Source organism: Phocicoccus schoeneichii (genome assembly GCF_014635565.1).
In the GTDB taxonomy this organism is placed as follows: domain Bacteria; phylum Bacillota; class Bacilli; order Staphylococcales; family Salinicoccaceae; genus Phocicoccus; species Phocicoccus schoeneichii.
In genome coordinates this window covers 240457-263939 of record NZ_BMDB01000002.1, presented here as the reverse complement: position 1 = coordinate 263939, position 23483 = coordinate 240457, and the positions used below count along the sequence as shown (strand labels likewise).

At 35.9% G+C, this 23483-nt stretch carries 18 protein-coding genes; 5 read left to right on the top strand and 13 right to left on the bottom strand.

What is annotated here, in order from left to right:
- Positions 1 to 1142: 1142 nt before the first annotated feature.
- Positions 1143 to 1679, bottom strand: coding sequence for a cysteine hydrolase family protein (locus IEU51_RS06440; protein ID WP_186085791.1), 537 nt, complete (start codon positions 1677 to 1679; stop codon positions 1143 to 1145).
- 171 nt (positions 1680 to 1850) lie between these two features.
- Between IEU51_RS06440 and IEU51_RS06435 the strand changes: the two genes are divergently transcribed.
- Positions 1851 to 3221 carry a sodium/glutamate symporter gene (locus IEU51_RS06435; protein ID WP_186085796.1) on the top strand — a complete coding sequence of 457 codons (1371 nt, stop codon included), beginning with the start codon at positions 1851 to 1853 and terminating at the stop codon, positions 3219 to 3221.
- A gap of 120 nt (positions 3222 to 3341) precedes the next feature.
- Positions 3342 to 4745, top strand: coding sequence for a YfcC family protein (locus IEU51_RS06430; RefSeq protein ID WP_186085799.1), 1404 nt, complete (start codon positions 3342 to 3344; stop codon positions 4743 to 4745).
- A 42-nt stretch (positions 4746 to 4787) separates the two neighbouring features.
- On the opposite strand, the gene IEU51_RS06425 is transcribed toward IEU51_RS06430, so the two are convergent.
- Positions 4788 to 4970 (bottom strand): hypothetical protein, encoded by a 183-nt coding sequence (locus tag IEU51_RS06425; protein WP_188349291.1) that lies wholly within the window; start codon positions 4968 to 4970, stop codon positions 4788 to 4790.
- A gap of 245 nt (positions 4971 to 5215) precedes the next feature.
- Between IEU51_RS06425 and IEU51_RS06415 the strand changes: the two genes are divergently transcribed.
- Entirely contained in the window at positions 5216 to 6304 is a 1089-nt protein-coding gene (locus IEU51_RS06415; RefSeq protein ID WP_186085805.1) for a hypothetical protein, read from the top strand.
- Positions 6305 to 6343: 39 nt separating this feature from the next.
- On the opposite strand, the gene prpB is transcribed toward IEU51_RS06415, so the two are convergent.
- From prpB to tcuA, 7 genes are all read right to left on the bottom strand, one after another.
- The gene (gene prpB / locus IEU51_RS06410; protein ID WP_186085808.1) at positions 6344 to 7249 is read right to left on the bottom strand and encodes a methylisocitrate lyase; all 906 of its coding nucleotides are present in this window, start codon (positions 7247 to 7249) and stop codon (positions 6344 to 6346) included.
- Positions 7250 to 7265: 16 nt separating this feature from the next.
- Positions 7266 to 8759, bottom strand: a complete 1494-nt coding sequence (locus tag IEU51_RS06405; RefSeq protein WP_186085811.1) for a tripartite tricarboxylate transporter permease — start codon at positions 8757 to 8759, stop codon at positions 7266 to 7268.
- 12 nt (positions 8760 to 8771) lie between these two features.
- A complete protein-coding gene (locus IEU51_RS06400) occupies positions 8772 to 9212 on the bottom strand; it encodes a tripartite tricarboxylate transporter TctB family protein (RefSeq protein ID WP_186085813.1) in 441 nt (146 codons plus the stop codon).
- 27 nt (positions 9213 to 9239) lie between these two features.
- Complete coding sequence (locus IEU51_RS06395) at positions 9240 to 10211, bottom strand: tripartite tricarboxylate transporter substrate binding protein (protein WP_186085815.1); 972 nt, start codon at positions 10209 to 10211, stop codon at positions 9240 to 9242.
- 132 nt (positions 10212 to 10343) lie between these two features.
- Complete coding sequence (locus IEU51_RS06390) at positions 10344 to 11003, bottom strand: response regulator (RefSeq protein ID WP_186085817.1); 660 nt, start codon at positions 11001 to 11003, stop codon at positions 10344 to 10346.
- A complete protein-coding gene (locus IEU51_RS06385) occupies positions 11000 to 12601 on the bottom strand; it encodes a sensor histidine kinase (protein WP_186085820.1) in 1602 nt (533 codons plus the stop codon). The genes IEU51_RS06390 and IEU51_RS06385 overlap by 4 nt, the downstream gene beginning before the upstream one ends.
- 79 nt (positions 12602 to 12680) lie before the next feature.
- Positions 12681 to 14150 carry an FAD-dependent tricarballylate dehydrogenase TcuA gene (gene tcuA / locus IEU51_RS06380; RefSeq protein WP_186085823.1) on the bottom strand — a complete coding sequence of 490 codons (1470 nt, stop codon included), beginning with the start codon at positions 14148 to 14150 and terminating at the stop codon, positions 12681 to 12683.
- Positions 14151 to 14262: 112 nt separating this feature from the next.
- Here tcuA and IEU51_RS06375 point away from each other — a divergent pair, with 112 nt between their 5' ends.
- Positions 14263 to 15111: a LysR family transcriptional regulator gene (locus IEU51_RS06375; protein ID WP_186085826.1), complete on the top strand. Its 849-nt coding sequence runs from the start codon at positions 14263 to 14265 to the stop codon at positions 15109 to 15111.
- A 26-nt stretch (positions 15112 to 15137) separates the two neighbouring features.
- Here IEU51_RS06375 and IEU51_RS06370 read toward each other — a convergent pair whose 3' ends face one another.
- The 3 genes from IEU51_RS06370 to IEU51_RS06360 form a co-directional block, all read right to left on the bottom strand.
- The gene (locus IEU51_RS06370) at positions 15138 to 16442 is read right to left on the bottom strand and encodes an acetamidase/formamidase family protein (RefSeq protein WP_186085829.1); all 1305 of its coding nucleotides are present in this window, start codon (positions 16440 to 16442) and stop codon (positions 15138 to 15140) included.
- Positions 16443 to 16555: 113 nt separating this feature from the next.
- Complete coding sequence (locus tag IEU51_RS06365) at positions 16556 to 18244, bottom strand: DUF262 domain-containing protein (protein WP_186085832.1); 1689 nt, start codon at positions 18242 to 18244, stop codon at positions 16556 to 16558.
- Positions 18245 to 18546: 302 nt separating this feature from the next.
- The gene (locus IEU51_RS06360) at positions 18547 to 21399 is read right to left on the bottom strand and encodes a DEAD/DEAH box helicase (protein ID WP_186085835.1); all 2853 of its coding nucleotides are present in this window, start codon (positions 21397 to 21399) and stop codon (positions 18547 to 18549) included.
- 112 nt (positions 21400 to 21511) lie between these two features.
- Between IEU51_RS06360 and IEU51_RS06355 the strand changes: the two genes are divergently transcribed.
- Positions 21512 to 22210 (top strand): gamma-glutamyl-gamma-aminobutyrate hydrolase family protein, encoded by a 699-nt coding sequence (locus tag IEU51_RS06355; protein WP_186085838.1) that lies wholly within the window; start codon positions 21512 to 21514, stop codon positions 22208 to 22210.
- A gap of 370 nt (positions 22211 to 22580) precedes the next feature.
- Here IEU51_RS06355 and IEU51_RS06350 read toward each other — a convergent pair whose 3' ends face one another.
- A complete protein-coding gene (locus tag IEU51_RS06350) occupies positions 22581 to 23447 on the bottom strand; it encodes a helix-turn-helix domain-containing protein (RefSeq protein ID WP_186085841.1) in 867 nt (288 codons plus the stop codon).
- Between the last annotated feature and the right edge of the window lie 36 nt (positions 23448 to 23483).

Here is a 23483-nt window from a genome sequence, read left to right as displayed (position 1 = left end):
CCATGCTTTTGAAAAAATATGCCCAGTCACTAATTCTATTCCTGATGATCGAGACCTCACTCATCTCATTCTATTTAATAGATAAACACATCCATACCACGCGAGTCACCATCACGATAATCGCAGTCGCCGTAGTTTATGTTGCATGGTTAGCATGGAATATATGGCGGAACCGTGAGTGATGGGGTGTCTATCCGATTGGTATGTAAAGTCTTCGTTTTTAACGAACCGCGCGGGGGATGGGCTTTATCATCATGTCTATTACGCGTCTCTAGGAAACCACAGGGCGTTTAACCCTTAATCGTCATGTCTAATTTGGGTTTTCAACAAACCAAGTGACGTTTAGCTCTTAATCATCACGTCTATTTCGAGTTTCCAAGTAACCACATAACGTTTAGCCCTTAATCATCATGTCTAATTTGGGTTTTCAACAAACCAAGTGACGTTTAGATCGTAATCATCACGTCTATTTCGAGTTTCCAAGTAACCACATAACGTTTAGCCCTTAATCATCATGTCTAATTTGGGTTTTCAACAAACCAAGTGACGTTTAGATCGTAATCATCACGTCTATTTCGAGTTTCCAGGAAACCACAGGACGTTTAGATCATAATCAGGGTGCGAAATCTCCCATTCGATAAAACCACGACTTGAATACAACGTAATCAGGGTGCGGTATCTCGCATTCGATAAAGCCACGACTTGATTACAACATAATCAGGGTGCGGAATCCTGCATTCGATAAAACCACGACTTGAATACAACATAATCAGGGTGCGGAATCTCCCATTCAACGAAACCACGACTTGATTGCAACGTAATCAAGGTGCGGTATCTCGCATTCGATAAAACCACGACTTGATCACAACGTAATCAGGGTGTGGAATCTCCCTTTCAACGAAACCACGACTTGATTACAACGTAATCAAGGTGCGGTATCTCGCATTCGATAAAACCACGACCTGAACACGACATGTAATCTCTAAAACAAAAATTACATGTCGCATCCTACAAAAAAATAGAACACGTAATCCTACATTCTAGAATTTCATGTCCTATTCGCGTCACTCACTAGAAAGAGCTCTCGCTCGCTCTCTTACGATTGACTTGCGCTGTATTTTCCAGGCACCACATTCTCACCTCTACACGATTTCCGTATGGAAACAGCGCGTCATGTGTTCGAGCATTGTGTCTCCGAGGTCTGTGAATGTTGCAACACCATCTTTATGTACGACTGTTTTAAACCCTTCTGCATCAGCACCGGCAACTGTCATGAAGTCACAAATGTCTGTTGTAACACCAACAACATGAACCGTCTCTACACCGCGTGCACGCAATTCTTCAGCTAACCCTGTTTTGAAGAATGCATTGTAGTTTTCTTTCTCAGAGTAAAGCACGTTTTCGTGATCCTTGTTTTTATCGTACCATTCACCGAGGGCGCCATACGGCTTCTGCCCTTCTGTGCCAACGACGTTATGTACTGGCCACAAATCAAAGTGTGGATCGTTTTCTTGGTGTGCGTCCATCGAAATTACAACCGTTTTTCCGTCAGATAAAAACCTGTCCGCCAAGTCGCGCACAAATGGCACAATGTCAATCGCTGGTTGCCCAACAGTCAAACCGCCATCTAATGCCACAAAGTCATTACTCATATCAACAATTAATAAAGCTTCCTTCAAAACAAACCCTCCTAATATTGATTTACTTACTATTCATGATACTCTTTTTAATCACAAAAAACTATAGAAGTTATAATGAATTAAATGGTATACTAAGGTTTGCTTTTTATAAAAAATAGCTATATAAGCGTTTTCAAAATTTTTAAAGTTATTAGATAGAGGAGGATTTTTATGACAGTCGCTGATTTACTCATTGACTTCGGTATTGCTTCAGTCTTAATTTTAATTGGACAACTCATGCGTTCCAAACTGAAAATTTTCCAAAAGTTTTTCATACCAGCTAGTGTACTCGCTGGATTCTTAGGCTTAATCTTCGGTCCGAACGTCCTTGGATGGCTACCATTTACTGAAAACATCGGTACATACGCAGGTTTCTTAATTATTCTCGTATTCACAGTCGTAGGTATTAACGGCTTTGAAATAGCGAAAGGTAGCGGTAAAGAACAAACAAAACGAATTTTAGGGTATCAAATTTTCAAAGTACTCACTTGGAGTCTTCAGATTATGGTGCCATTATTCTTTACAATATGGGTATTAAAGCCACTTTTCCCAACACTAAATGACGGATTTGCAATGCTCTTACACTCCGGATTCTACGGTGGACACGGTACAGCAGCTGCAGTCGGACAGACGTTTTATGACCTCGGCTGGACTGAAGCACGTGATATTGCGATGACATTCGCGACAATCGGTATCTTAACAGGGGTATTCGGTGGTATTTTACTCATCAATATCGCTGCTAAAAAAGGGCAAACAGCATATCTTAAAGATTTCAAAAATATCGATCCAGAAATGAAGACAGGACTTATTCCACAAAAGTTACGTAAGTCATTTGGTAACGAAACGATTTCACCCATTTCACTCGATACTTTAACATTCCACTTAGGTTTAGTACTCGCAGTCGCGGGTGGCGCGTACATGTTGAACTCTTGGGTTGGCGAGAACCTACTTTCAGGAATTCCAGACTTCACAGTCGCGTTCCTTGTAGCGTTAATTGTATTCTTATGTTTACGTAAAACGCCTGTATATACGTATGTAGATAAAAACATCAACAACCGAATCGCGGGAACGTCAACAGACTACCTCGTATTCTTCGGTATTGCAGCAATTAAATTAGACGTTGTAATTGCGTATGCAGGTCCAATTATCCTTTCTGTGTTACTTGGTATCTTCCTTGTTGCCATTATTATCTGGCCGTTCGGTCGTGCGTACAATACGGATAATTGGTTTGAACGTTCGATTTTCGTATTCGGTAACTACACTGGAGTATTTGCGATTGGTTTCGTACTATTCCGTATCGTAGACCCTGAAAACAAATCAGGTACAATTGAAGATACTGCGATGACACCAGCGACAAATATTGCTGAGATTGCCATTTGGTCGACCTTCCCCGCACTCTTAATTAGCGGACAATGGATGATTGCAGGAATTGCATCTGTACTCATCGTAATTGCGATGGTTGTTCTTACGAAATTGACTGGCACTTGGGTATATAATGTCCCAGACAGTGAACGTAACGTACTTAAAAATAAAATGAACTAAGCACTGTACACTCAATTCATTCTTTAGAATGGATTGAGTGTTTTTTAAATATTCAAACAATGATTGTTTGAATATTTAAATTTCTGTATAATATGAACTATCATTGAAAGGGGTTTTATGATGAAGAACAAGAAAAATAAAAAAGATTTTCAAATGCCACACATTTATGTGATACTCTTTGTAATCATCGGACTAGCATCACTTCTCTCTTACATCATTCCATCTGGGACATTCGATAGAGAAGAAGTAGATGGTGTGACACAAATTATTCCAGATACGTTCCATATTGTAGAATCATCCCCAGTCACATTTTTTGAATTTATGACATCCATTCCACGTGGGATTCAAGAAACGGTTATAATCATTTTTGGTATCCTCGCTATTGGAGCGATGTTTAAGGTATTAGAAAGAGCAGGAATTATTAATCTTGCGATTGATGGATTAATGAAAGCATTCGGACAAAAGAAAGTTCTTATTATACCAGTAATTGCATTTTCACTCGCACTGGTGGTTTCACTGACAGGTATGATTGAAGCATCACTCATTTTCTTACCTGCATTCATTCCACTATTCTTAAAGCTTGGGTATGACCGCTTAACGGCGACTGCAACCATTTTAATCTCAACAGTCGTTGGGTTTACTGTCGGACTCACACCTGCAGCTAACTTAGGTACCGCACAAACGATTGCAGAACTTCCGCTGTTCTCAGGGATGGGATATCGCGCGTTAATTCTCGTCGTTATGCTTTTAATTGGTATCCTATTCGTTATTTTCTATACAAAACGTATGAATAAATATCCGAACGGATCGCTGATTTCGAATCCAGATGAGAATGAATCATTCTTAAAAGATGAAGCACTCATGTCATCCAAAACAAATAAACGTGTTTTAATTGCAGGTATTTTCTTCTTGCTGAGTCTAGGATTTATGTTCTATGGAATCTTTGCTCAAGGATGGTACTTCATTGAACTTGCTGGATTTTATCTTTTAACGGGTGTGATTTCAGGACTGATTGCTGGCCTGAAACCATCAAAAATTGCAGAGTCAATGAATGATGGTATGAATCAGATTTTACTTGGCGCACTCATTGTGGGTGTAGCACGTGCGATCTCGATTGTACTCGCAGATGGTCAGATTTTAGACACAATGATTAACTCACTGAGCTCGGTTGTGACGCTGTTACCAGATACATTAGTACCCGTTGCAATGATGGTCGTTCAAGGGTTAATTAACTTCCTTATCCCTTCAGGAAGTGGACAAGCCGCGGCGACGATGCCGATTATGATTGGACTTGTTGACCTTACAAATATGACAAGACAAACAGCAGTCCTGGCCTTCCTAATGGGAGACGGTTTTTCTAACATCTTCTATCCAACATCAGGTTACTTTATGGCAGCACTTGCAATCGCAAAAATTAAATACAATGAATGGATCAAATTTATTTGGCCATTACTTATTATTTGGTACGTAGTTGGCGCAATCTTCTTAGTGATCGCACAACTCATTGAGTACGGACCATTTTAATATAGAAATAAAAAACAGGGTATCTACCCTGTTTTTTTGCGTTTATAAAATTAAAGCTCTGTATATGAAATACAAAACTACAAGAGAAAGACCAATAGCGATAATTCCTCTGGTTATATTAACCCCTGAATACATACGTGATTGTTCTGCACCTTTATATTTATATCCACCTTCAAAGAACCAAATAATGTCTGGTCGTATGAATGTTAAAATACCAATGACCACTAGAACAATCCGAATCTCTCCTCGTCCTGTACCATTTTTACCGGGTCATCCACAGATACCTGACGGATGGAATTCGCACAACCAGCTAAGAACACTACTGCTACAATAACCAATATAACCTTTAAATAACGCTTCAGTTACACCTCATAATTTACTATTATTTACATTATAGTTATTTAACAAAGTTTTAAATATTAATATGCTAAAATTAAATTAATACAATATTTTCGGGGAGGGTAAGTGTAATGAAGAAAACATTGATTGTACTCGGTATTATCTCTTTTATTGTTATCATTATTGTGTTCTTTAGCCCAGTACGCTATTTTTATGAACTTTTTCATAATAATCAGCACGCTATTGCTAATAGAGAATTTAAGAAAGCAATTAAAAAATTCGATTCCTCTGATGTCACCGGAAAAGATGACCTATTAGAACGATTAAAAATAATTGATAACTATATTAATGAAGGAAGTGAGTCCATTCTAATTAGTGTAGATATAGATGATATTACATATGACAATATGATCACTCTATTCAATGAACCAGATGAAACAATTAGCTCCGTTTCATTACAAGAAGGTAATACGGTTCATCAGTATAAAATTGACAATACTACTCTAAATTTTCACAGCACGGGCGATATCATTGATGCGTTTTATCTTGAGGATTTTTATAACAATTTCTATGACAGTAATGAATTAGATGATATCTTTTTGACCGCTATTAACAATCACTCGAATAGAACGAGTGACAATACTCAGTATACTGATGAAAACTTTGAAAACACACTAGATATCAAAGAGGCTTCACGACATGTATATAGAATGGGTTGGACAATACCAAGTAACAAAGATTTGATTTATTATGATGATGGTAAAGCTAAATATAGCCCAGAGGAATATGTATTGCTAAAATTTAATAAAAAGTACAATACCAATCACTTGCGTACTATAGAACGCAGGTACCGCGAATCCTTTACAGATTTATATGATAAAGACAAGCTTCAAGAAAATGAAGAGACATTTCAGCATATACTTAAGAAGTTTAGTATAGAGGAATTACAGAATAATGATTATACCGTCCAGGATTTAGAAGACTTACTCGGAGATTTTTATACACTACGTTACCATTTTGATTATGAAGAATTAACCATTTCGTGGTATGTTGCACAACCCAGAAATATGAACGAAGTACGTACAGTCATTAATCTTAGTGAACTTCCAACTATAGAATCACTAGATGATCTGAGTTCATTTAAAATAACATACGTAGATACACCTGCGCGTAATAAATACGAAAGTATACTTGAAACAAACACATATATCGCAAAATAACCAAACAGGAAGTTTATTTATAAACTTCCTGTTTTTTGTTCATTCTGTCGGTAATATTGTCTTATCAATTTTTGAGTCCATCGCTTCAAAAGCATCAAGTTGTAAAACATCATACAAATCTTTACGTGTTTGAAGTTCATCTAAGAATCCCTGTTGCGAACCATTGTCTCGTACATATTCATACACTTTCTTTGTGTTAAAAGAAGCTGCACGTAGGGATGTAACCGGATAAAGTACATAATTAATACCAATTTTGTTAAAATCATCAACATGAATGTAGTCTGTTTTACCAAACTCTGTCATGTTTGCTAGAATTGGTGCATTCACACGCTTTCGAACATATTCAAAGTCTTCAATTGTTTTCATCGCCTCTGGAAATACGATATCTGCACCCGCTTCAACATATGCGTTAAGTCTATCAATCATATCATCTATACCTTCTATAGAATGTGCATCTGAACGCGCAACAACGACAAGGCTTGGCGTCACTTGCTTAATCATTTTAATTTTCTTCATCATGTCTTCTTTTGAAATGATACGCTTCCCATTTAAATGGCCACATTTCTTAGGGATAAGCTGATCTTCAATTTGAACAGCTGCTACACGTGCCTCTACAAGCTCGAAACATGCACGTGCTACATTCAACGGTTCACCAAATCCATTATCTATATCTACTAAAAGAGGTAGATTAGATGCACGTATCAACTCTCTAGCTTTCAAAACAACATCTTGAAGCGTCAATATTCCGATATCTGGTATACCTAGACTTGCCGACAATGCGCCACCTGAGAGGTAAAGGTGTGTAAAACCTGCCTCTTTAGCTAATAAAGAGCTCATGCCATCATGAGCTCCTACAATTTGGTGTGCCGTCTTAATTTCTAACGCGCTTAGAAACATGTCCGCAAGATCTTTTTGAGACTTAGTCTCTTCTAAAAACCATGCCATTACGATTCACCCTTTATTATCTTTTTATACGAGCTAAGCGGTTTAAAAGCATCGGTAGGAATACAGATAATACTGTAATTATCACAAAGAAAATTGCGATTGGTGATGCTGTCATCATACCGAATACACTGTCGTAGCTCACACTTGCCATTCTAAAGTTTTGTTCCAACTGATTTCCGATAATTACTGCGAGGATTAATGGTGCTGATGGGATATTTAAAATCTTCATAAATAATCCGATAACACCAAAAATCATGAGAATAAAGAAGTCAATTGTGCTATACCCGAGCGTATACGTCCCAATAAATGCTAAGAGTAAAATGATTGGGTACAGAATGTTAGCAGGTGTTTTTAAAATTTTAATTAAAAATCCAATTAATAATATGTTCATGATAACAAGTGCAATATTACCGATAAATAGGCTGTTAACAAATGTCCAGACAACTTCTGGTTGGTTCTGGAATAACATTGGACCTGGTTGTAAACCGAGCATAATTAATGCCCCTAGGATTACTGCTGTTGTTCCTGAACCAGGAATACCCATCGTTAATAGTGGAATAAATGCACCAACTGCTGCTGCGTTATTTGATGATTCTGGTGCTGCAAGTCCTTCTGGTGCCCCTTTACCAAATTCATCACTTTTCTTTGATAATTGTTGCTCAGTTGAGTAACTGATCATCGATGCTATTGATCCACCAGCACCTGGTAAAATACCAATTAAGAATCCTACAGGCGACTGACGCAGTGCTGGCCAAAATGAACGCTTAAACTGTTCTTTTGTAATCCATTTATTTCCTACATCTTCTTTAATTCTATATGAGTCGTCTTTTAGTAAAAGAATATTATATAGAACTTCTCCCACTGCATAAATACCGATAATTACAACTAGGAAGTCGACACCTTCACTTAAGTGAGGTACACCAAATGTAAAACGATAAACACCTGATTGAGAATCAATTCCAATTGTAGTAATCAATAGTCCCAGGAACATTGAAATAAATCCTTTTAACATGTTTCCTTTAGATAATGAAACTACTGCTGATAGTGTGAATAACAGTAGGAAGAAATATTCAGCTGGTCCAAATTTTAATGCGAACTGTGCGAGTGGCTGAGCTAAAAATACAAACCCAATCATAGCGATAAAACCACCAACAAGTGATGCTAATGTTGCTAGAGTCAATGCTTGTCCGGCTTGCCCTTTTCTGGTCATCGGATAACCATCAAAAGTAGCGGCTATCGCAGAACCATCCCCTGGTGTATTGATAAGTATTGAGCTTCTTGAACCCCCATACATTGCACCGTAGTAAATTGCTCCAAGTAAAATCAGTGCGCTTGTTGGCTCCATACCGAAGGTCACAGGTATTAACACTGCAACTGCTGTAGCTGGCCCAAGTCCTGGTAACATTCCCACGATTGTTCCAAGCAATCCACCGATTACAATAAATATTAAGTTTTCAAACTGAATCGCTGTAGAAAAACCTTCTGCAAAACTTCCCCAATCTACTCCCATCGTAATCCTCCTTTACGGTAAACTCACTTGCAGTAATTCCGCAAATGCATACCAAGTTGCAAATGAGAATACTAAAGCAATGATTATGTTTAATAGCCATTTTTTTACGCCATTAATTAAGAACAATAATGCACCCAAGAATATGATTGTTGAAATCAAGAATCCAAGTGGCTCAAACATATATGTGTACACGAGACATAGAGCTAGCACAACAATGACTTTAATTGTGAGTTCTTTATCAGAAAAAATTCTGAATGCCTCTCTCACTTTTTCTTCATTTTTCAGTTCTGAAATGAGATACAAAACAGATAAAACAAGTAATGCATATCCAATTAATAATGGATATTTCTGTGCTGCATCTGGATCTCCCACATGAGCTTGTGGGAGATTATATGTTAAAAATAGATACACAATTGATATTAAAATTGTAGCTCCAGGAATTATAAACCTCATTTACTCTTCACCTACTTAGATCGATTTTTAATTTCCGAGTCCTGCTTTATCGATCAGTTCTTTGTACATTTCATTTTGTTCATCTAAGAATGCTTTTGTTTCTTTGCTGTTCATGTAATAGTTGTCCCATCCGTTGTTTTCTAACACATTTTTCCAACCTTCAGTTTCAACCATTTCTGATAGAGCATTATCCCAATATGCTATTTCTTCTTCAGTCATATCAGGCGGGCCCATTAAACCTCTCCAATGTGGGAAAGTAAAGTCTATACCTTGGTCTTGCCATGATGGAATACCATCAATTGTCTCATCTGCTGTAGTTGCTAGAACGCGAATATTACCCGCTTCATTTTGTTCTAGTGATTCTGAAAGTGAGAATGTTGCAAGATCAACGTGACCTCCAAGTAAGGCTGTTAAAACATCTCCGCCACTTTCATATACAAGGAAACGAAGTTTTGATACATCTACACCGTACTCTTCTGCTACTCGTACAAATGATAAGTGGTCGTTATTACCAAGTGCTGGACCAACTGCAATCGTAAGTGATGCTGGATCTTCTTTAAGTCTGTCTAGTAAGTCAATACCATCTTCGATATCTGATTTCTCAGGTACCGCAATTGAAATCCACTCTGTTGCAAGGATTGCAAGAGGTGTGAAATCTTCATATGTGAGTTCACTTTGTCCAAGTAAGTTATTGGCAATTACAAGGCTAGAGTTAACTGAAATATCATGTGCATCTTTACCTTTTAGATATTGCCACCCAACTTCTCCACCGCCACCTGGCTTGTTAACTACATTCATGTTTTGTTCGACAATACCTTCTTTATCTAATACGTTTTGAATCGCTCGTGCAGTTGCATCCCAACCACCGCCTGGTGTTGCTGGTGCAATAATCTCAATATTTTTGGATGGATACTCTGCATCTCCACTACTACTACATCCACTGATAATGAATGTTGCTAAAAGCATTGCAAGTGCCATCCATTTAAATTTGATTTTCATATGTGTTTCCTCCTTGAATTCGCTTTCTTTTGATTAAGTCCATGTTAAATTAATTCGTTATCTGTTGTAAACGCTATCAAAATTAAAAATATAAAGAACTTTATGTCATTAAAGAACATAAAGTTCACGGACTTACTTTTTATATATTTTTTCAGGTCGTCCTTTATCACCAAATTCTTGAGTAACTTTTAAGTAACCAATCTCTCGCAAGTACTCGAGATACCTTCTCACAGTTGTTCTTGAAGTCCCGAGTGTTTGTCCGAGTTCAGATGATACCCATTCTTCTTTAATTTCAAATGCATTTCGAATCTTTTCAAGAGAGACTGGATCGATTCCTTTAGGTAAATCTGTATTCTCTATCGTTTTCTTGACTGTGAAATATTGATCGATTTCCGATTGCTCTAACTCTTTCTCCGTAGAGAGAGCGTTATTCATATTTATAAATCTATTCACTATCTCACCTAAAGTGTCGAGTTTAACTGGTTTAATCAAGTAATGTAACACACCAAGATTAATTAAATCCTTTATAATCTGTGCGTCTTGGTTGGCACTTATGCAAATGAAGTTTATAAATGGGTACTTTTTCAGTATTTCTTCAGCAAGTGTATCTCCCATCATATCTGGTAAATAAATATCAATAATCACGATATCCACTTCATTTGCCGATAAATATTCCAAGGCTTCTTTTGCATTAATCACACATTCAATTTTCTTAGCTTCTGTTTCTGCTTTTAAAAATTCTTTGTACATTTCACCAATTCTAAAATCATCTTCTACAATTAAAATGTTCAATTACTTTCACTCTTTCTATATATCGGTATTTCAACAGTGAATATTGTTTTTTCATCTGTAGATAGCACATCAATAAAGCCGTTTATTACATCCACACTTGTTTTCACATTATATAAACCATACCCTCTGTTAATACCTTCTGATTTTGTCGAATAGCCTTTTTCAAATATTTTTTCTGTATCAATCACACGGTTTCCTGAGTCTTGCACCATGATTTCAAGCCAATCATCATAATATCCAATATAAAAAATAACTTCTTTTACTGGAAGTGAGGCCACTTCATCAATGGCATTATCAAGAAGATTACTAATAATCGTTAATAATGCATTTAAGAATCTCTGGCTTTTCACTCGGAACATGTGACTGCCCTCTTGAACCGTGAGTACAACTCTCTTCTCGCTTGCACTGTTCATTTTCGCAAGAATAAGTGCCTTAATTTTATCTTCATCAATATCTAAAAGATTTCTATGATAATTATCGATTCCTTGCATCTCTACCGTTAGAACGTCTCTAATGTGTTGATATTTCTTCATCTCAAGTAAACCAGAAATTAGATGTAATTTATTTTTATACTCATGACTTTGTGCGCGTAAGTCATCAAATAAAGACTCTACAATTTGAAGTTTATTGGTTAATTCGACTTTTTCAGTCATATCTCTAAAGATGAATACAAAACCTTTTAGTTCAGCTTTCTCAAATAGTCTGTTTACGATAACGATAAACTCTTTTTCACCATAGCTCGTTTCAAAATATTGAACATCCGTTTTTAACGTTTTATTCTTTATTTCATCAATTGCTCTGTCATGTAGATAGGATTGAATCGTACGATCCGTTTCCATTCGACTAATATTTAAGAATTTTTTTGCAGCCTTATTACTATACTCAATTTTTCCATCTATATTCGTGGAGATAATTCCTTCATTTAAAGCTGAGAATATATTTTCTCTATTTCTTAATATCGTTGTTATTTCTTTTGGTTCATAACCAAGTGTTTCTGATTTTATGTAATTTGCAAACCAACGACTTATAAACACACTGACTAAAATAAATACAATAATAATAAGTAAGAGTTGAACAAGTGTTTCATAAATTTCAGAATAAATCTTACTTTTATAATAGCCCACCTGGACCATTCCAACTATTTCCCGCACATCAGTTCCTGAGTAGATGGGAGCATAGGCAATAAATGCATCTCTTTCATCAAACGTGCTCTCTTCTACATAGTACGCACCAAAAATACGTGCACGCATTGCATGATTAATTGGCCCATGTTCATCTATTTTACTTACATCTGGATGATAGACATACTTCCCGGTTGTATCTTGTATCACAATAAAGTCTATGTCGTTGTCATAAACATACTGGTTCATATGTACGCCAATACTTTCAGTATCTATGAGATTATTCTTACTGGAAATACCTGGCAGAAATGATATAGTCTTTGAAGACTGCAAAGTAATCCGTTCTGCATTATCCACATACTCTGTACTCGAATGGTATAAATAAAATGCAGATAAAGACAGTATAATTAAACTAATAAATCCAAGTAATATGCCATTTATTTTAGTTTCTAAGTCTACATCTAAAAATCTCCGCATATCGTGACTCCTATGTGTACATTTATTTCATTATATCAGTTTAAAGACATAAAAAAGGTCATCCGAGAGGATGACCATTCTATTGTTTGATATATTGTGTTGCAGAATTCCCTGCTGTCCTCCCAAATACAGATCCAGACATGAGTCCTGATCCACCTGGATAGTTATGATAAAATAACTCCCCAACCATTTCACCAGCAGCATATAACCCTTTTATTGGCTGATCTTCTTTATTTAATACTTCTGTCTTATCATTGACTTTCACTCCACCAAAAGTAAATGTAATTCCACATGTGACTGGATAAGCAAAAAATGGTGCTTTATCAAATTTTAATGCCCAGTTAGATTTTGGTGGTGTAATGCCTACAGTTGATTTCCCATCCTTAATTGATGGATCATAATCACCGTCTTGGACCGCATTGTTATATGACTCTATTGTATTCAAGAATTGTTCCTTATTTACACCCATTTTTTCTGCAAGTTCTGATAGCGTATCTGCTTCGAATTTTGTCGCTTCGTCTAATTCATACTCTACTCTAAGGAGTGGGCTCACTTGACTATCATAAACTTGGAATGCTTTGTGCCCTGTCTGCTTCAGTGTTTCTTTTCCATATTTAGCATACGTGTAGTTTCTGAAATCTGCACCCTCATCTACAAAACGCTCACCTTCTACATTAACGATTAATCCAAGAGGATACGATGATTTTTTATAAATATCACCTGGTTTATTAAAATCACCAAAACGAGGTGCATTAAAATCAGTGGTGTGCGCATGACATCCATCATATTGACCCGCTTTAACAGCACCAACTTCTAGCGCCATCGAAATTCCGTCACCTGTATTATGTTTTGTTCCACGAACGATTGCATCAGCCCATTCATTTCCTAGATTCTCAATACGCTTCTCTTTATTTGCTTCGAATCCACCGCATGCGAGTATAACGGCTTTAGAATCTACTTCTGTTTCTGTTCCGGACTTATTCACAATAATTCCTGTAATTTTATCTCCATCAGTTTTTAAGCGTACTGCGGGTGAATCGTACCAAATTTCAACTCCGTTTTCTTCTGCTTTTTTAAATAGTGCCTCGACGAGACCAATCCCTTTACGGTCTGTTTTTGATGGCAATCCACCCCAGAATGTTTTGACACCATCTTTTTCAAAGTACTGGTTTTCGTTCATGATAAACCGAACGCCTTGTGACTTCATCCACTGTACTGTGTCGTAGGAGTTATTCACAAGATGACGCGCAAGTTCTGGTTTTGATTTACCTTTAGTTACTTGCATCATGTCATCATAGAAATCCTCTGCTGTATAATTTGGTAACTCGATAGTATCATTCTCCGTAATATTAGAAATAACATTCTTATAACCATCTAAATCACCGTATGCAAAGCGAATAGCCCCATCCGTGAAGAAAGAGTTCCCACCACGATTATCTTCTTTTGCTTTTTCTACCATTAAAACTTTAACACCGTTTTCACTTGCTGAAACAGCTGCAGACAATGCAGCATTACCTGTACCCACTACTACTAAATCATATGTATTCATCAAAATACACTCCTCTGTATATGTTATGTTAAGCGTATGTCATTGATTGATATAAGTAAAATATATATATTATATATAAATGAATAGAATATTTTTATGACAGAGGTGCACTATGGAAGAAAAAGACTGGAACATGTTGACTGTCTTACATGAGGAAATGAATATTACACGTGCTGCGAAAAAACTGTATACATCTCAGCCCGCGTTATCCTACCGAATTAAACAATTAGAACAAGAATTCGATATCGAAATTTTACATAGAGGTAACAAAGGTATCACGTTTACTCCTGAAGGAGAATATTTGGTTCATTATGCGAGAGAAATGCAGATAAAAAACAGAGCATTAAAAGACCATCTTCATAATATGAAAAATGGATTATACGGTACGCTACGTATAGGTTCATCTAGTAACTATGCACATTATGAACTTCCAGATAAATTGAGTGCTTTTATGAATGCACATAGGAATGTAGAAGTGTCACTTGTTACAGGTTGGAGTTCTAATATTTTAGAACAACTCCAAGACGAATCGATTCACGTTGCATTTATTAGAGGGGATTTAAAATCTACAGGAGAAAAAATATTACTTTCAAAAGAAGAATTGATGGTAATTTCAACAAAAAAAATTGATTTAGATGCACTGCCATCACAAAACTATATTCAATATCAAACAGATCCGTATTTAAAATCAACGATTGATAAATGGTGGTTAGAAACATACAATACACCTATGAATATCACCATGCAGGTTGACCGGATAGACACAAGTATAGAGATGGTAAAGCGTGGTCTTGGAATCACGATTGTCCCTATGATGAGCATCAAAGACTCTAGACTATATACATCTCCACTAAAGAGAGAAGGTGAAAAGGTATATAGGAAAACATGGGTATATTATAAAAAAGAAAGTTTAGAATTAAACACGGTACGTGCATTTATAGAAATGATGAAAAAAGAGTAGATAAGATATCTACTCTTTAAAAATTTTTACCCATAAAACCCTGATACAATCTTACCGATTTTTAATTTTTCTAGTAATATTTTTGGCACGAGGAATGTTACTGTGACGACGCCCGGATTTCGACCGATGTCGATGGATCCTGTTATTGTTGCGCGGTTTTTAATCTCTTCAACAGAAAGTTCTAACAGTTTAGCTGCACGTTCTAATCCATTATCTGTTGCTGCGTTCAAATTCGCACCTGTTCCAATGAAACTTAACGGATAACTTTCTTCAACAGCACCCTCCATACCCCATTCTGCACTTAAAGTTCGCGCGTCTTCTAACTCTTTACCAGTGAACGGCTTTGCAACGGCGGGTAGATCTTCATTGATTGGTAAAAGAATTGGCCCTTCTAGATTTATATCTTTGATGACAGATACTTCGAGTTGCACAATACCAGATACGTCTGTTGTATGGCCCGCAATCTCGCCATTCCCTTGCATTGCGTGCATATCACCCATGTAGACACCGCCACCTTCGACCTTAACAGGGGCAATTAAAATTGCGCCCTCTCGTACTCGGTTAATATCCATATGACCATCAGTACGGTGAGAAAGATCCGCTTCACTCATTCCAAAACCATGCGGTGCATCAATTAAGAACTGCCCGAAATCCCCTGCGTTATGAGAATCAGGGAAAGCCTTAGACGGCGTTGTGCCGAGCTGTCCTAAAAAAGGAATGACACGCGCAGGAACATTTGGAATTTGGTGTTTTGCAAACGAGACAACTGGGTTTTGAATCGACGCATCCGGAGTATGCATGTACATCTTAGGATTTTCAGTAATTTTCTTCACTGCTTTCTCATCCACCGTAATTCCGACTGTTTTATCGTCATTAAACACCATTGTGTATCCGTGAGTTAAATGGAAAGGCGTAACAGAATTCCCACACGCGGCACATTTAACAGAATCATCTCCTGTACCTTCGACGATCGTTTTAGGGTTTTCCGTGTCACACGTTTCGCAATACCCAGCGACGAAAGGATCACCGTGGAATCGACCCTCGACAGGTGCGTCCGTACCAGAAGTCGTAGCAACAGATGTCACTTCGATAGACTTAATGCGGATGGCGATGGCATCCCCGACCTCAGCGCCCTCTACAAAAACCGGCTGAGTCACTTCATGACCCCCTTTTAACTCAGGAGTAATCATAGGACCCCAACACCCAGGAGCAGTATTTGCAACGATTGTTCCACCGTTCTTCACGTGAAACTTCATAGGTACATTCGGATCAAGCACACCATTAGTCAGTTTATCTACATAAACAACTTGCTTAAAAAATTGTTCACTCATAAAAACACCCCTATACCATTATTAATTTAAGTATAGAGGTGAATTGAGATGAATTAAAGGAAAGTGATGTTGTGCTATGCTCGATTTTTAAGATAAAAACCCGGTAAACAAAATTATTTTTTCCAAATCTCTAGAGCTGTATCAGTAAGATACTCTTGTCGATTCGCAATATCGTTAATTGTCCAGTTAGATTGCTTACTTAACTCGTAGGTTATACCAATTTTCGATTTTTTGTATATTTCCTTTTTACGATCAAAACTCAAGTTTGATGCCGATCTATTATATTCATCACCTAATAAAGTTAGATTTCCAAATCTGTTTACATACTCTGCATGTACTTCTTCAGATATTTCCCATGCACCTTTCTTTTCAGGCATTATATGTTCGATGTGTACTTTATTATTATCTCTAATAACTTGAATTTCCTTTTCATTGTGATTTGCAATTTTTCTATATAGATAACGAACAGCAGGTTTTTGTTTTATTGAGAACGTTTCGAAGTTATTTCGGAATTCGCTATCTGACAATATTTCTTTTCTCAATTCTTCTAAAATTTCTTGTATCGAAGATATTTGTCCATTATAAAATTCTTGTGCAATTTTACTAAATTTTACTTCATATGAGTTTGCTGTTTTACCTGAGACTACAAAGTTTCTCACAATTAGTGTTTCAATAGCATCCAGAACTCTCAAGACATCATCTTCTTTTGCGTCCTTGAGCTCTAGAGCTAGCATAATAGGATAATATGTTTTAGCGTTTAAATCATTGATGTCATTTAGCTTCTCATTAATTTTTGGATTTCTATAATATGTAGACTCAGTTGGTCTATCAATTGCAGAATATAAACTTGCATACTTAGCTAGATCCGATACTAGGTCATTAGCAGCTTTTTGAGAGTTTATCTCTGCTCTAATAACTTTGTATAGTCCTGAATTCCTAACAAACTTTTTCTTAGCATTCCAATAGCTTCTAATGTATTTGGTTGCATCAGAATTCCCTAACTGATCTAGCATTCTATTCCAGTCATTTTTATTTTCACCAATCTGATCACCGGACTTGCTGAAGATAAGGTTCTTTAATAAGTCCGATGTTTCTAAAGACTTACCTCTGGCATTTAGAGTTTCAAAAATTATAAAAGCTTCATTTAAATTATTTGTTTCTACATACATAACTTGCATTGAGTTGATAAAGCTCTCATACAACTTATCAAGTTTATTATACTTTTCTTCATTGCTCGACAAACCCTCAATTTGTTCCTCTAACTTTGCTAAGAAGAAATTACTAGCTTCAAAGATTCTTTTTTCAGAGTTACTTAAACTTGATTTGGTAACTTTAATCTTGCTCACTATAGGTTCTTGGATATATATTCTAAAAAACTTTTTATCAGCTTCACCTAAAAATAGCTTTGTTGAATCTTTTCTTGAAGTTTCCTTACCAATAAAATCATCAATAATCTCTTCAATTACATCCCTGATTTTATTATTTAAACTTTCCGTATTTTGTTCACTTGAAAGCTCATAAAATTTTCTTCTAAAAGCGTCTAAAACTATTATACTTGTACTTGTTCTTTGCTGACCGTCAATTATATTACGGATATCTTCTTTGGTATCATTATGTATAACAACCTGACCAAGAAAGTGTTTCTCCAATTTCTCTTCTTCTTGTAAATGAATAAAGTCTTGCCATAAATCATCCAGTTGCTCTTTATCCCATGAATATCCTCTTTGATATTCTGGAACATGGTAAGGTGCATCTGCAAAATATTTTTTTAAACTCTTAAAATTTGAATCAATTATTGCCATAATATCCACTCCTTAGATCTATTGGATCATTAAATGATCTTTTACACAAGATCTAAATTCAGAAATTTGCTAATAATAATTTATTTTAATTCTGCAATTAGCATGCTTGTGATCTATAACTTTGAAAAGAGATGAAAACATCGCTATCTCTAATTAAAACCTCATTAAAATCAACTAGTATAGAGATAATGAAATACTTAAAAAAATGAATTATTAAATAGCAGCTGTCACAAATATTATTCCTGTTCGCCAAAGCGGCAAAGAACTTAAGTCTGTTTGAATCAAAAAATAACTCCTTGGTTTTAACTTTCAATTTTAGTCTCTAAATAATTATAGAGTTCGTGTTTAACTGGTTTTTGTAGTTGCATATTCATCGTTACTACGTTTTTTCCTGTTTGAGGCATCGTTGTTTCAGTAATTGTTTTGATATCAATATCTGCTTTCCCTAAATAGTAAAAATCCGTTCCCTCATCATCGTCTTTTTTGATAAAAATAAAGATTGGTAAGCCATGGTGTTCATGATTTTTTATCAAACTTTCTATCTCTTTGCTCTTCAATGTACCTGGTCTTGTAAACCAATGTAATGTATATGGATCTAAAAGTTCATCTTCATATAACTGAGTGTCTACTTTTGTTTTGTCTTTATGATACGTAATGAAAATTGGTAAAGTATCATACTTCTCTCTATATCCATAAATAGTCGATGATTCATCTGTATCCCAATTTAACAAACGACAAAAGTCTCTACGCGTATATTTCTTATATAGAGTCAGCGGATTTGTCCGGTCATAATGCTCAGCATTCTTTTTGCCTATATGAATTAAATGTTCAAGATGTAAAGATAAACTTTCATTATTCAACATATCTTTTAACTCATTTCCCGGGAGAAGTTCATCTCCATTTCTCACTAGAAGCGGATACTTATACTTCTTTACATTTTGTGAAGTAAAGAAAGAAAGGTCCAAGTAACGGTTTAGTGAATCTATGTCTTTTTCTGAATATGGTAAATTTAATGCGGCTAGTCTCATCTGAAGGTGCTTTATAGAGATACCACCTTTTACTAACTCCTCAAGTAAAATTACTTCCCCAAGTCTTTTTCCATCAATAATTTCATGACTAATAAAGTGAAGAATTTTAGAAAAACGTTCTGGTAACTCCAGTTTGTTCTCCCCTACCTTATTTAAAAACTCTGGATAGTGCTTTACTTTAGAGAATACTACTTTAAGATCTGGTGTATCAGGGTCTTCATAAAATTCTAAAATATTCGGTTCATGACCGATCTTGTGTTTTAAATTAAGAAAAGCTGATTTTAACTGTCTGATTGAGTTTACTGTGGCACTCGTTATTGACCTAAATATACGATCTTTGGCCACTTCTTCAAAGTTAACCGTCGATGCTCCAGTAACAATATTTTTACCAATAATACTTTTTCTCAAGTTGTCTTTGTTATATGAATTATCTCCTGTCAAAGCTACTGGAATGAGATAGTTGTTTTTATAGTTTCCAATAAAGTCAATTACAGTTAGAAATTCTTTCTCATCGTGTTTACGAAGTCCACGTCCAAGTTGTTGCACGAATATAATTGCTGATTGTGTCTGCCTTAACATTACAACTTGGTTTACTGATGGAATGTCTACACCCTCATTGAAGATATCTACAGTAACGATGTAATCCAAGAAGCCATCTTCAAGATCTTGTACAGCTGCTTCTCTTTCTTCTGGACTTGTAGAACCTGTTAACGCCTTTGTTCTAAACCCATAATTAGCAAGACTTTTAGCAATCATCTCTGCTTCTTTAATATTTGCTGTAAATATTAGTCCCCTAAGCGTTTCTCCAGAGTGTCCATAATAATTAATTTTATTAACGATATTTTGAATTCGGCTTTCTTCCGATAACTCATCGATGTCACTATCTTCATCAACGTCAAAGTCCGTTACACCAAAGTAATGAAACGATGTAAGAATATCCGCTTCGAGCGCTTGTTGCAATCTAATTTCATAAGCAATATTGTAGTCAAAAAGTCTGAAGATATCTGCATCATCTGTTCTCTCTGGAGTTGCCGTCATTCCAAGTAAGAACTTTGGCCTGAAATAATTAAGAACTTTCGTATAAGATCCAGCTGCTGATCTATGTGCTTCATCAATAATAATGTAATCAAACTCATCTCTACTAAATTGCTTTAAGTGATGATCTTGTGAGATTGTTTGAATAGTTGCAAATAAATATTTAGCCTCCGTATTTTTAGTATTTCCACTATAAATACCAAAATCTGTATGGTTCTCTTTTAACAATCCAGCATAATCATCTCTAGATTTCTTTAGGATTTGCTCTCTGTGAGCAATAAATAACATTTTCTTAGGTTTAAAAGCCATGACATCAAATGCAGATAAATAAGTTTTACCTGTTCCTGTTGCTGAAACGATTAAACCTTTATGTTCACCAGAGTCTCTCAATTGATATAGTGATTCAAGCGCATTTGCCTGCATTAAGTTTGGTGAAATAATTTGTTCTTCTACGTGATGATATTGGTATCTTGATGGATCTTCTACAATCGAGATCATGTTGTTTTTATCTTTATTTTCTTTATAGATTTCTGTATAAGAACGTATCCAATTGTCATCCAAAATTTTTGATGTTTTCCATAGATCTTCAAACTTTTGATAGAAGTGCTGGATTACCTCACCGTTTTCTAAACTTGTGAGTTTTACATTGTACTCATAATTTTTCTTCAAAGCAGTGTCGGTTAAATTAGAACTTCCAATGAACATGGAAGTATACTCTGAATTTTTAAATACATATCCTTTTGCATGGAAACCATCTATATCAGTAATTCTTACATCTAAATTTTCTATTTTACGTAGTTCTTTAAACACTTTAGGTGCGTTAAAATTTAAATAAGTAGAAGTTACAAGACGGCCACTTATCCCTTTATCTTTTAATTTTAGTAACATTGCTTTAAGTGTCGCTAACCCACCTTCAGTTACAAAGGCTACTGAGATCATAAAATCATGACACTTATCCATTTCCTCTAAAATTGGAGTTAATAAGTTTTCATGCTCATTATTTATAATCAGTTCGGGAGGATAGACCGTTAGCTTATTAGAGTTTTTATTAATAAACCCTCTCTCATAGGAATTTAGAAGTGATTTATCCACGTCATGACTCCCTCTCTATGTATTATCGTTAGCTTAAGTATAATCTAGCTTATGAATACTTCAAGAAAATTTAGTATATTATAAATATAACTAATTAAAGTCAGGTGATCTCATGAAACCAATTATCGGTATTACTACAAATTTTGAGGATGAGAAGAATCTTTCTGTCCACAAAAGTAACTACAATCGCATCATCGAGGCTGGCGGGATTCCTGTCATTCTTCCTGTGACTTCGGATGCTACTGCCATCAAGGATCTTGTCTCTTCTATAGACGGTGTGCTTTTTACCGGCGGTTTGGACGTGGATCCTGTGTTTTACAACGAGGACCCGCTTCAACAGCTCCAGGATATTTCGCCCGGTCGCGACGGTTTTGAATTCGCGCTGGTCAAGGAGTTAATCGATAGACACACACCTATCCTCGCAATTTGTCGTGGTGCACAAGTGGTTAATGTCGCGCTTGGTGGGTCTCTTTACCAAGATATCCCGACTCAAGTGGGCAAGTCTGCAATGCAGCATGTTCAAAAAGCTATGAACGAACATCTGTCTCATTCTGTCACAATTGATCCTGATTCTAAGTTTGGTGAAATTTATAATACTGAGGAAATTCGCGTCAACTCGTTCCACCACCAGTCTGTTAAAGAACTCGGTAAAGGTTTAAAAGCTGTTGCTCACGCGAATGATGGTATTATTGAAGCCATTGAAAGTACAACGAATCATTTCATTCTTGGTACACAGTGGCACCCGGAATATATTGAAGATGAAGCGAAAAATCGCCTATTTGAAGTGTTTGTTAATGAATGCAGAAAATAAAAAAGGCTAGTAGATAATCCTTACCTAATATAAAAAAGCGCACTTGATTATATAGGAGGTCTCTCTGTAGTTATCTCACGCAGACACTACTCCATAGAGTCTCGTGCACTTTTTTATTGAATTTAACCCTTAATCTTTGAGATAGTACTCAAAATCATCCAGTATCTAAAAGATAAACTCATTATCTTTTAGATAGTACTCAAAATCACCCAGTATCTAAAAGATAAACTCATTATCTTTGAGATAGTACTCAAAATCACTCAGTATCTAAAAGATATACTCATTATCTTTGAGATAGTACTCAAAATCACTCAGTAACTAAAAGATAAAGTCCCGCTCGCCGCATCTCGCCTTCATAAACTCAGCTTTTTTACTGAATACTCGCTTTGTAGTGCGCTTCAAAGTTTTGTGCAAGATGAATACAGTTATATAGTTGGAAGGTATTGATGCTTTCTTTCATCAATTGTTTACCCGCTTCAGTTTTTCCACTTTTAAACATATAGTATCCATTCAAGTAATGTAGTTTTATGCGTTCTAATATCAATGTTTCATCTTTTTCAAGGCTACTTCTCGTTTCTTCTATAAGTAGTTTGGCGAAGTCTAATTCTTTTTTTTCTATCATTGTTAATGCCACATTGTATAGGATTTGAATTCTCATCTGCTTACTTTTAGCGATTTGTACACTCAGCACAGGTGATTTCATCAGCTCAGTTGTAACAATCTTCAGCATGTCAGTCGTCAGGGCACGCATAGAGTTGCCAAATAATACAACTTCGTAATACCTCCATCTTTCTACACCAAATAAATATTCCGCAAGTTCATTTCTCATCTCTTTGGTCACAAATATTTCTTCTGTTAGATCTTCTAAAACAGAAGCTACTAATATGGCATTTAATTTATAAAAATAAATGTTAGTCTTTTCATAAGTCATATTTTGCTCTGTATATAGTGTTTTTAATGCTTCAACGTCTTGTTCTATATACTTCTTGGAAATCAACGCGCTTACTCGTTCTATTTCTGGTCGCTGATAGGCTTTCGCTTCAGTAAAAAATTCTTCGTAGGTAACATTTAACTTATCTAGGAGAAGTAATAAGCGATCGATTGTTAAATTTGTTATTCCATTTTCAAACTTTGAGAGTTGTGAGACTGATATAATGTCGCTTGATAGCGTGTGTAATGTCATTTTTCGGGATAACCTAATCTCTTTAAGTAATCTTCCGTACATTTCTTGTGTCATCTGTACCCTCCTATTTTTCAAATATGAAAATTTTCG

Bases quoted from the DNA above. Each gene is read 5' to 3' on its own strand.
- IEU51_RS06435 (WP_186085796.1), top strand. From the start codon at position 1,851: ATGACAGTCGCTGATTTACTCATTGACTTCGGTATTGCTTCAGTCTTA.
- IEU51_RS06430 (WP_186085799.1), top strand. From the start codon at position 3,342: ATGAAGAACAAGAAAAATAAAAAAGATTTTCAAATGCCACACATTTAT.
- IEU51_RS06415 (WP_186085805.1), top strand. From the start codon at position 5,216: ATGAAGAAAACATTGATTGTACTCGGTATTATCTCTTTTATTGTTATC.
- prpB (WP_186085808.1), bottom strand. From the start codon at position 7,249: ATGGCATGGTTTTTAGAAGAGACTAAGTCTCAAAAAGATCTTGCGGAC.
- IEU51_RS06405 (WP_186085811.1), bottom strand. From the start codon at position 8,759: ATGGGAGTAGATTGGGGAAGTTTTGCAGAAGGTTTTTCTACAGCGATT.
- IEU51_RS06400 (WP_186085813.1), bottom strand. From the start codon at position 9,212: ATGAGGTTTATAATTCCTGGAGCTACAATTTTAATATCAATTGTGTAT.
- IEU51_RS06395 (WP_186085815.1), bottom strand. From the start codon at position 10,211: ATGAAAATCAAATTTAAATGGATGGCACTTGCAATGCTTTTAGCAACA.
- IEU51_RS06385 (WP_186085820.1), bottom strand. From the start codon at position 12,601: ATGCGGAGATTTTTAGATGTAGACTTAGAAACTAAAATAAATGGCATA.
- tcuA (WP_186085823.1), bottom strand. From the start codon at position 14,150: ATGAATACATATGATTTAGTAGTAGTGGGTACAGGTAATGCTGCATTG.
- IEU51_RS06375 (WP_186085826.1), top strand. From the start codon at position 14,263: ATGGAAGAAAAAGACTGGAACATGTTGACTGTCTTACATGAGGAAATG.
- IEU51_RS06370 (WP_186085829.1), bottom strand. From the start codon at position 16,442: ATGAGTGAACAATTTTTTAAGCAAGTTGTTTATGTAGATAAACTGACT.
- IEU51_RS06365 (WP_186085832.1), bottom strand. From the start codon at position 18,244: ATGGCAATAATTGATTCAAATTTTAAGAGTTTAAAAAAATATTTTGCA.
- IEU51_RS06355 (WP_186085838.1), top strand. From the start codon at position 21,512: ATGAAACCAATTATCGGTATTACTACAAATTTTGAGGATGAGAAGAAT.
- IEU51_RS06350 (WP_186085841.1), bottom strand. From the start codon at position 23,447: ATGACACAAGAAATGTACGGAAGATTACTTAAAGAGATTAGGTTATCC.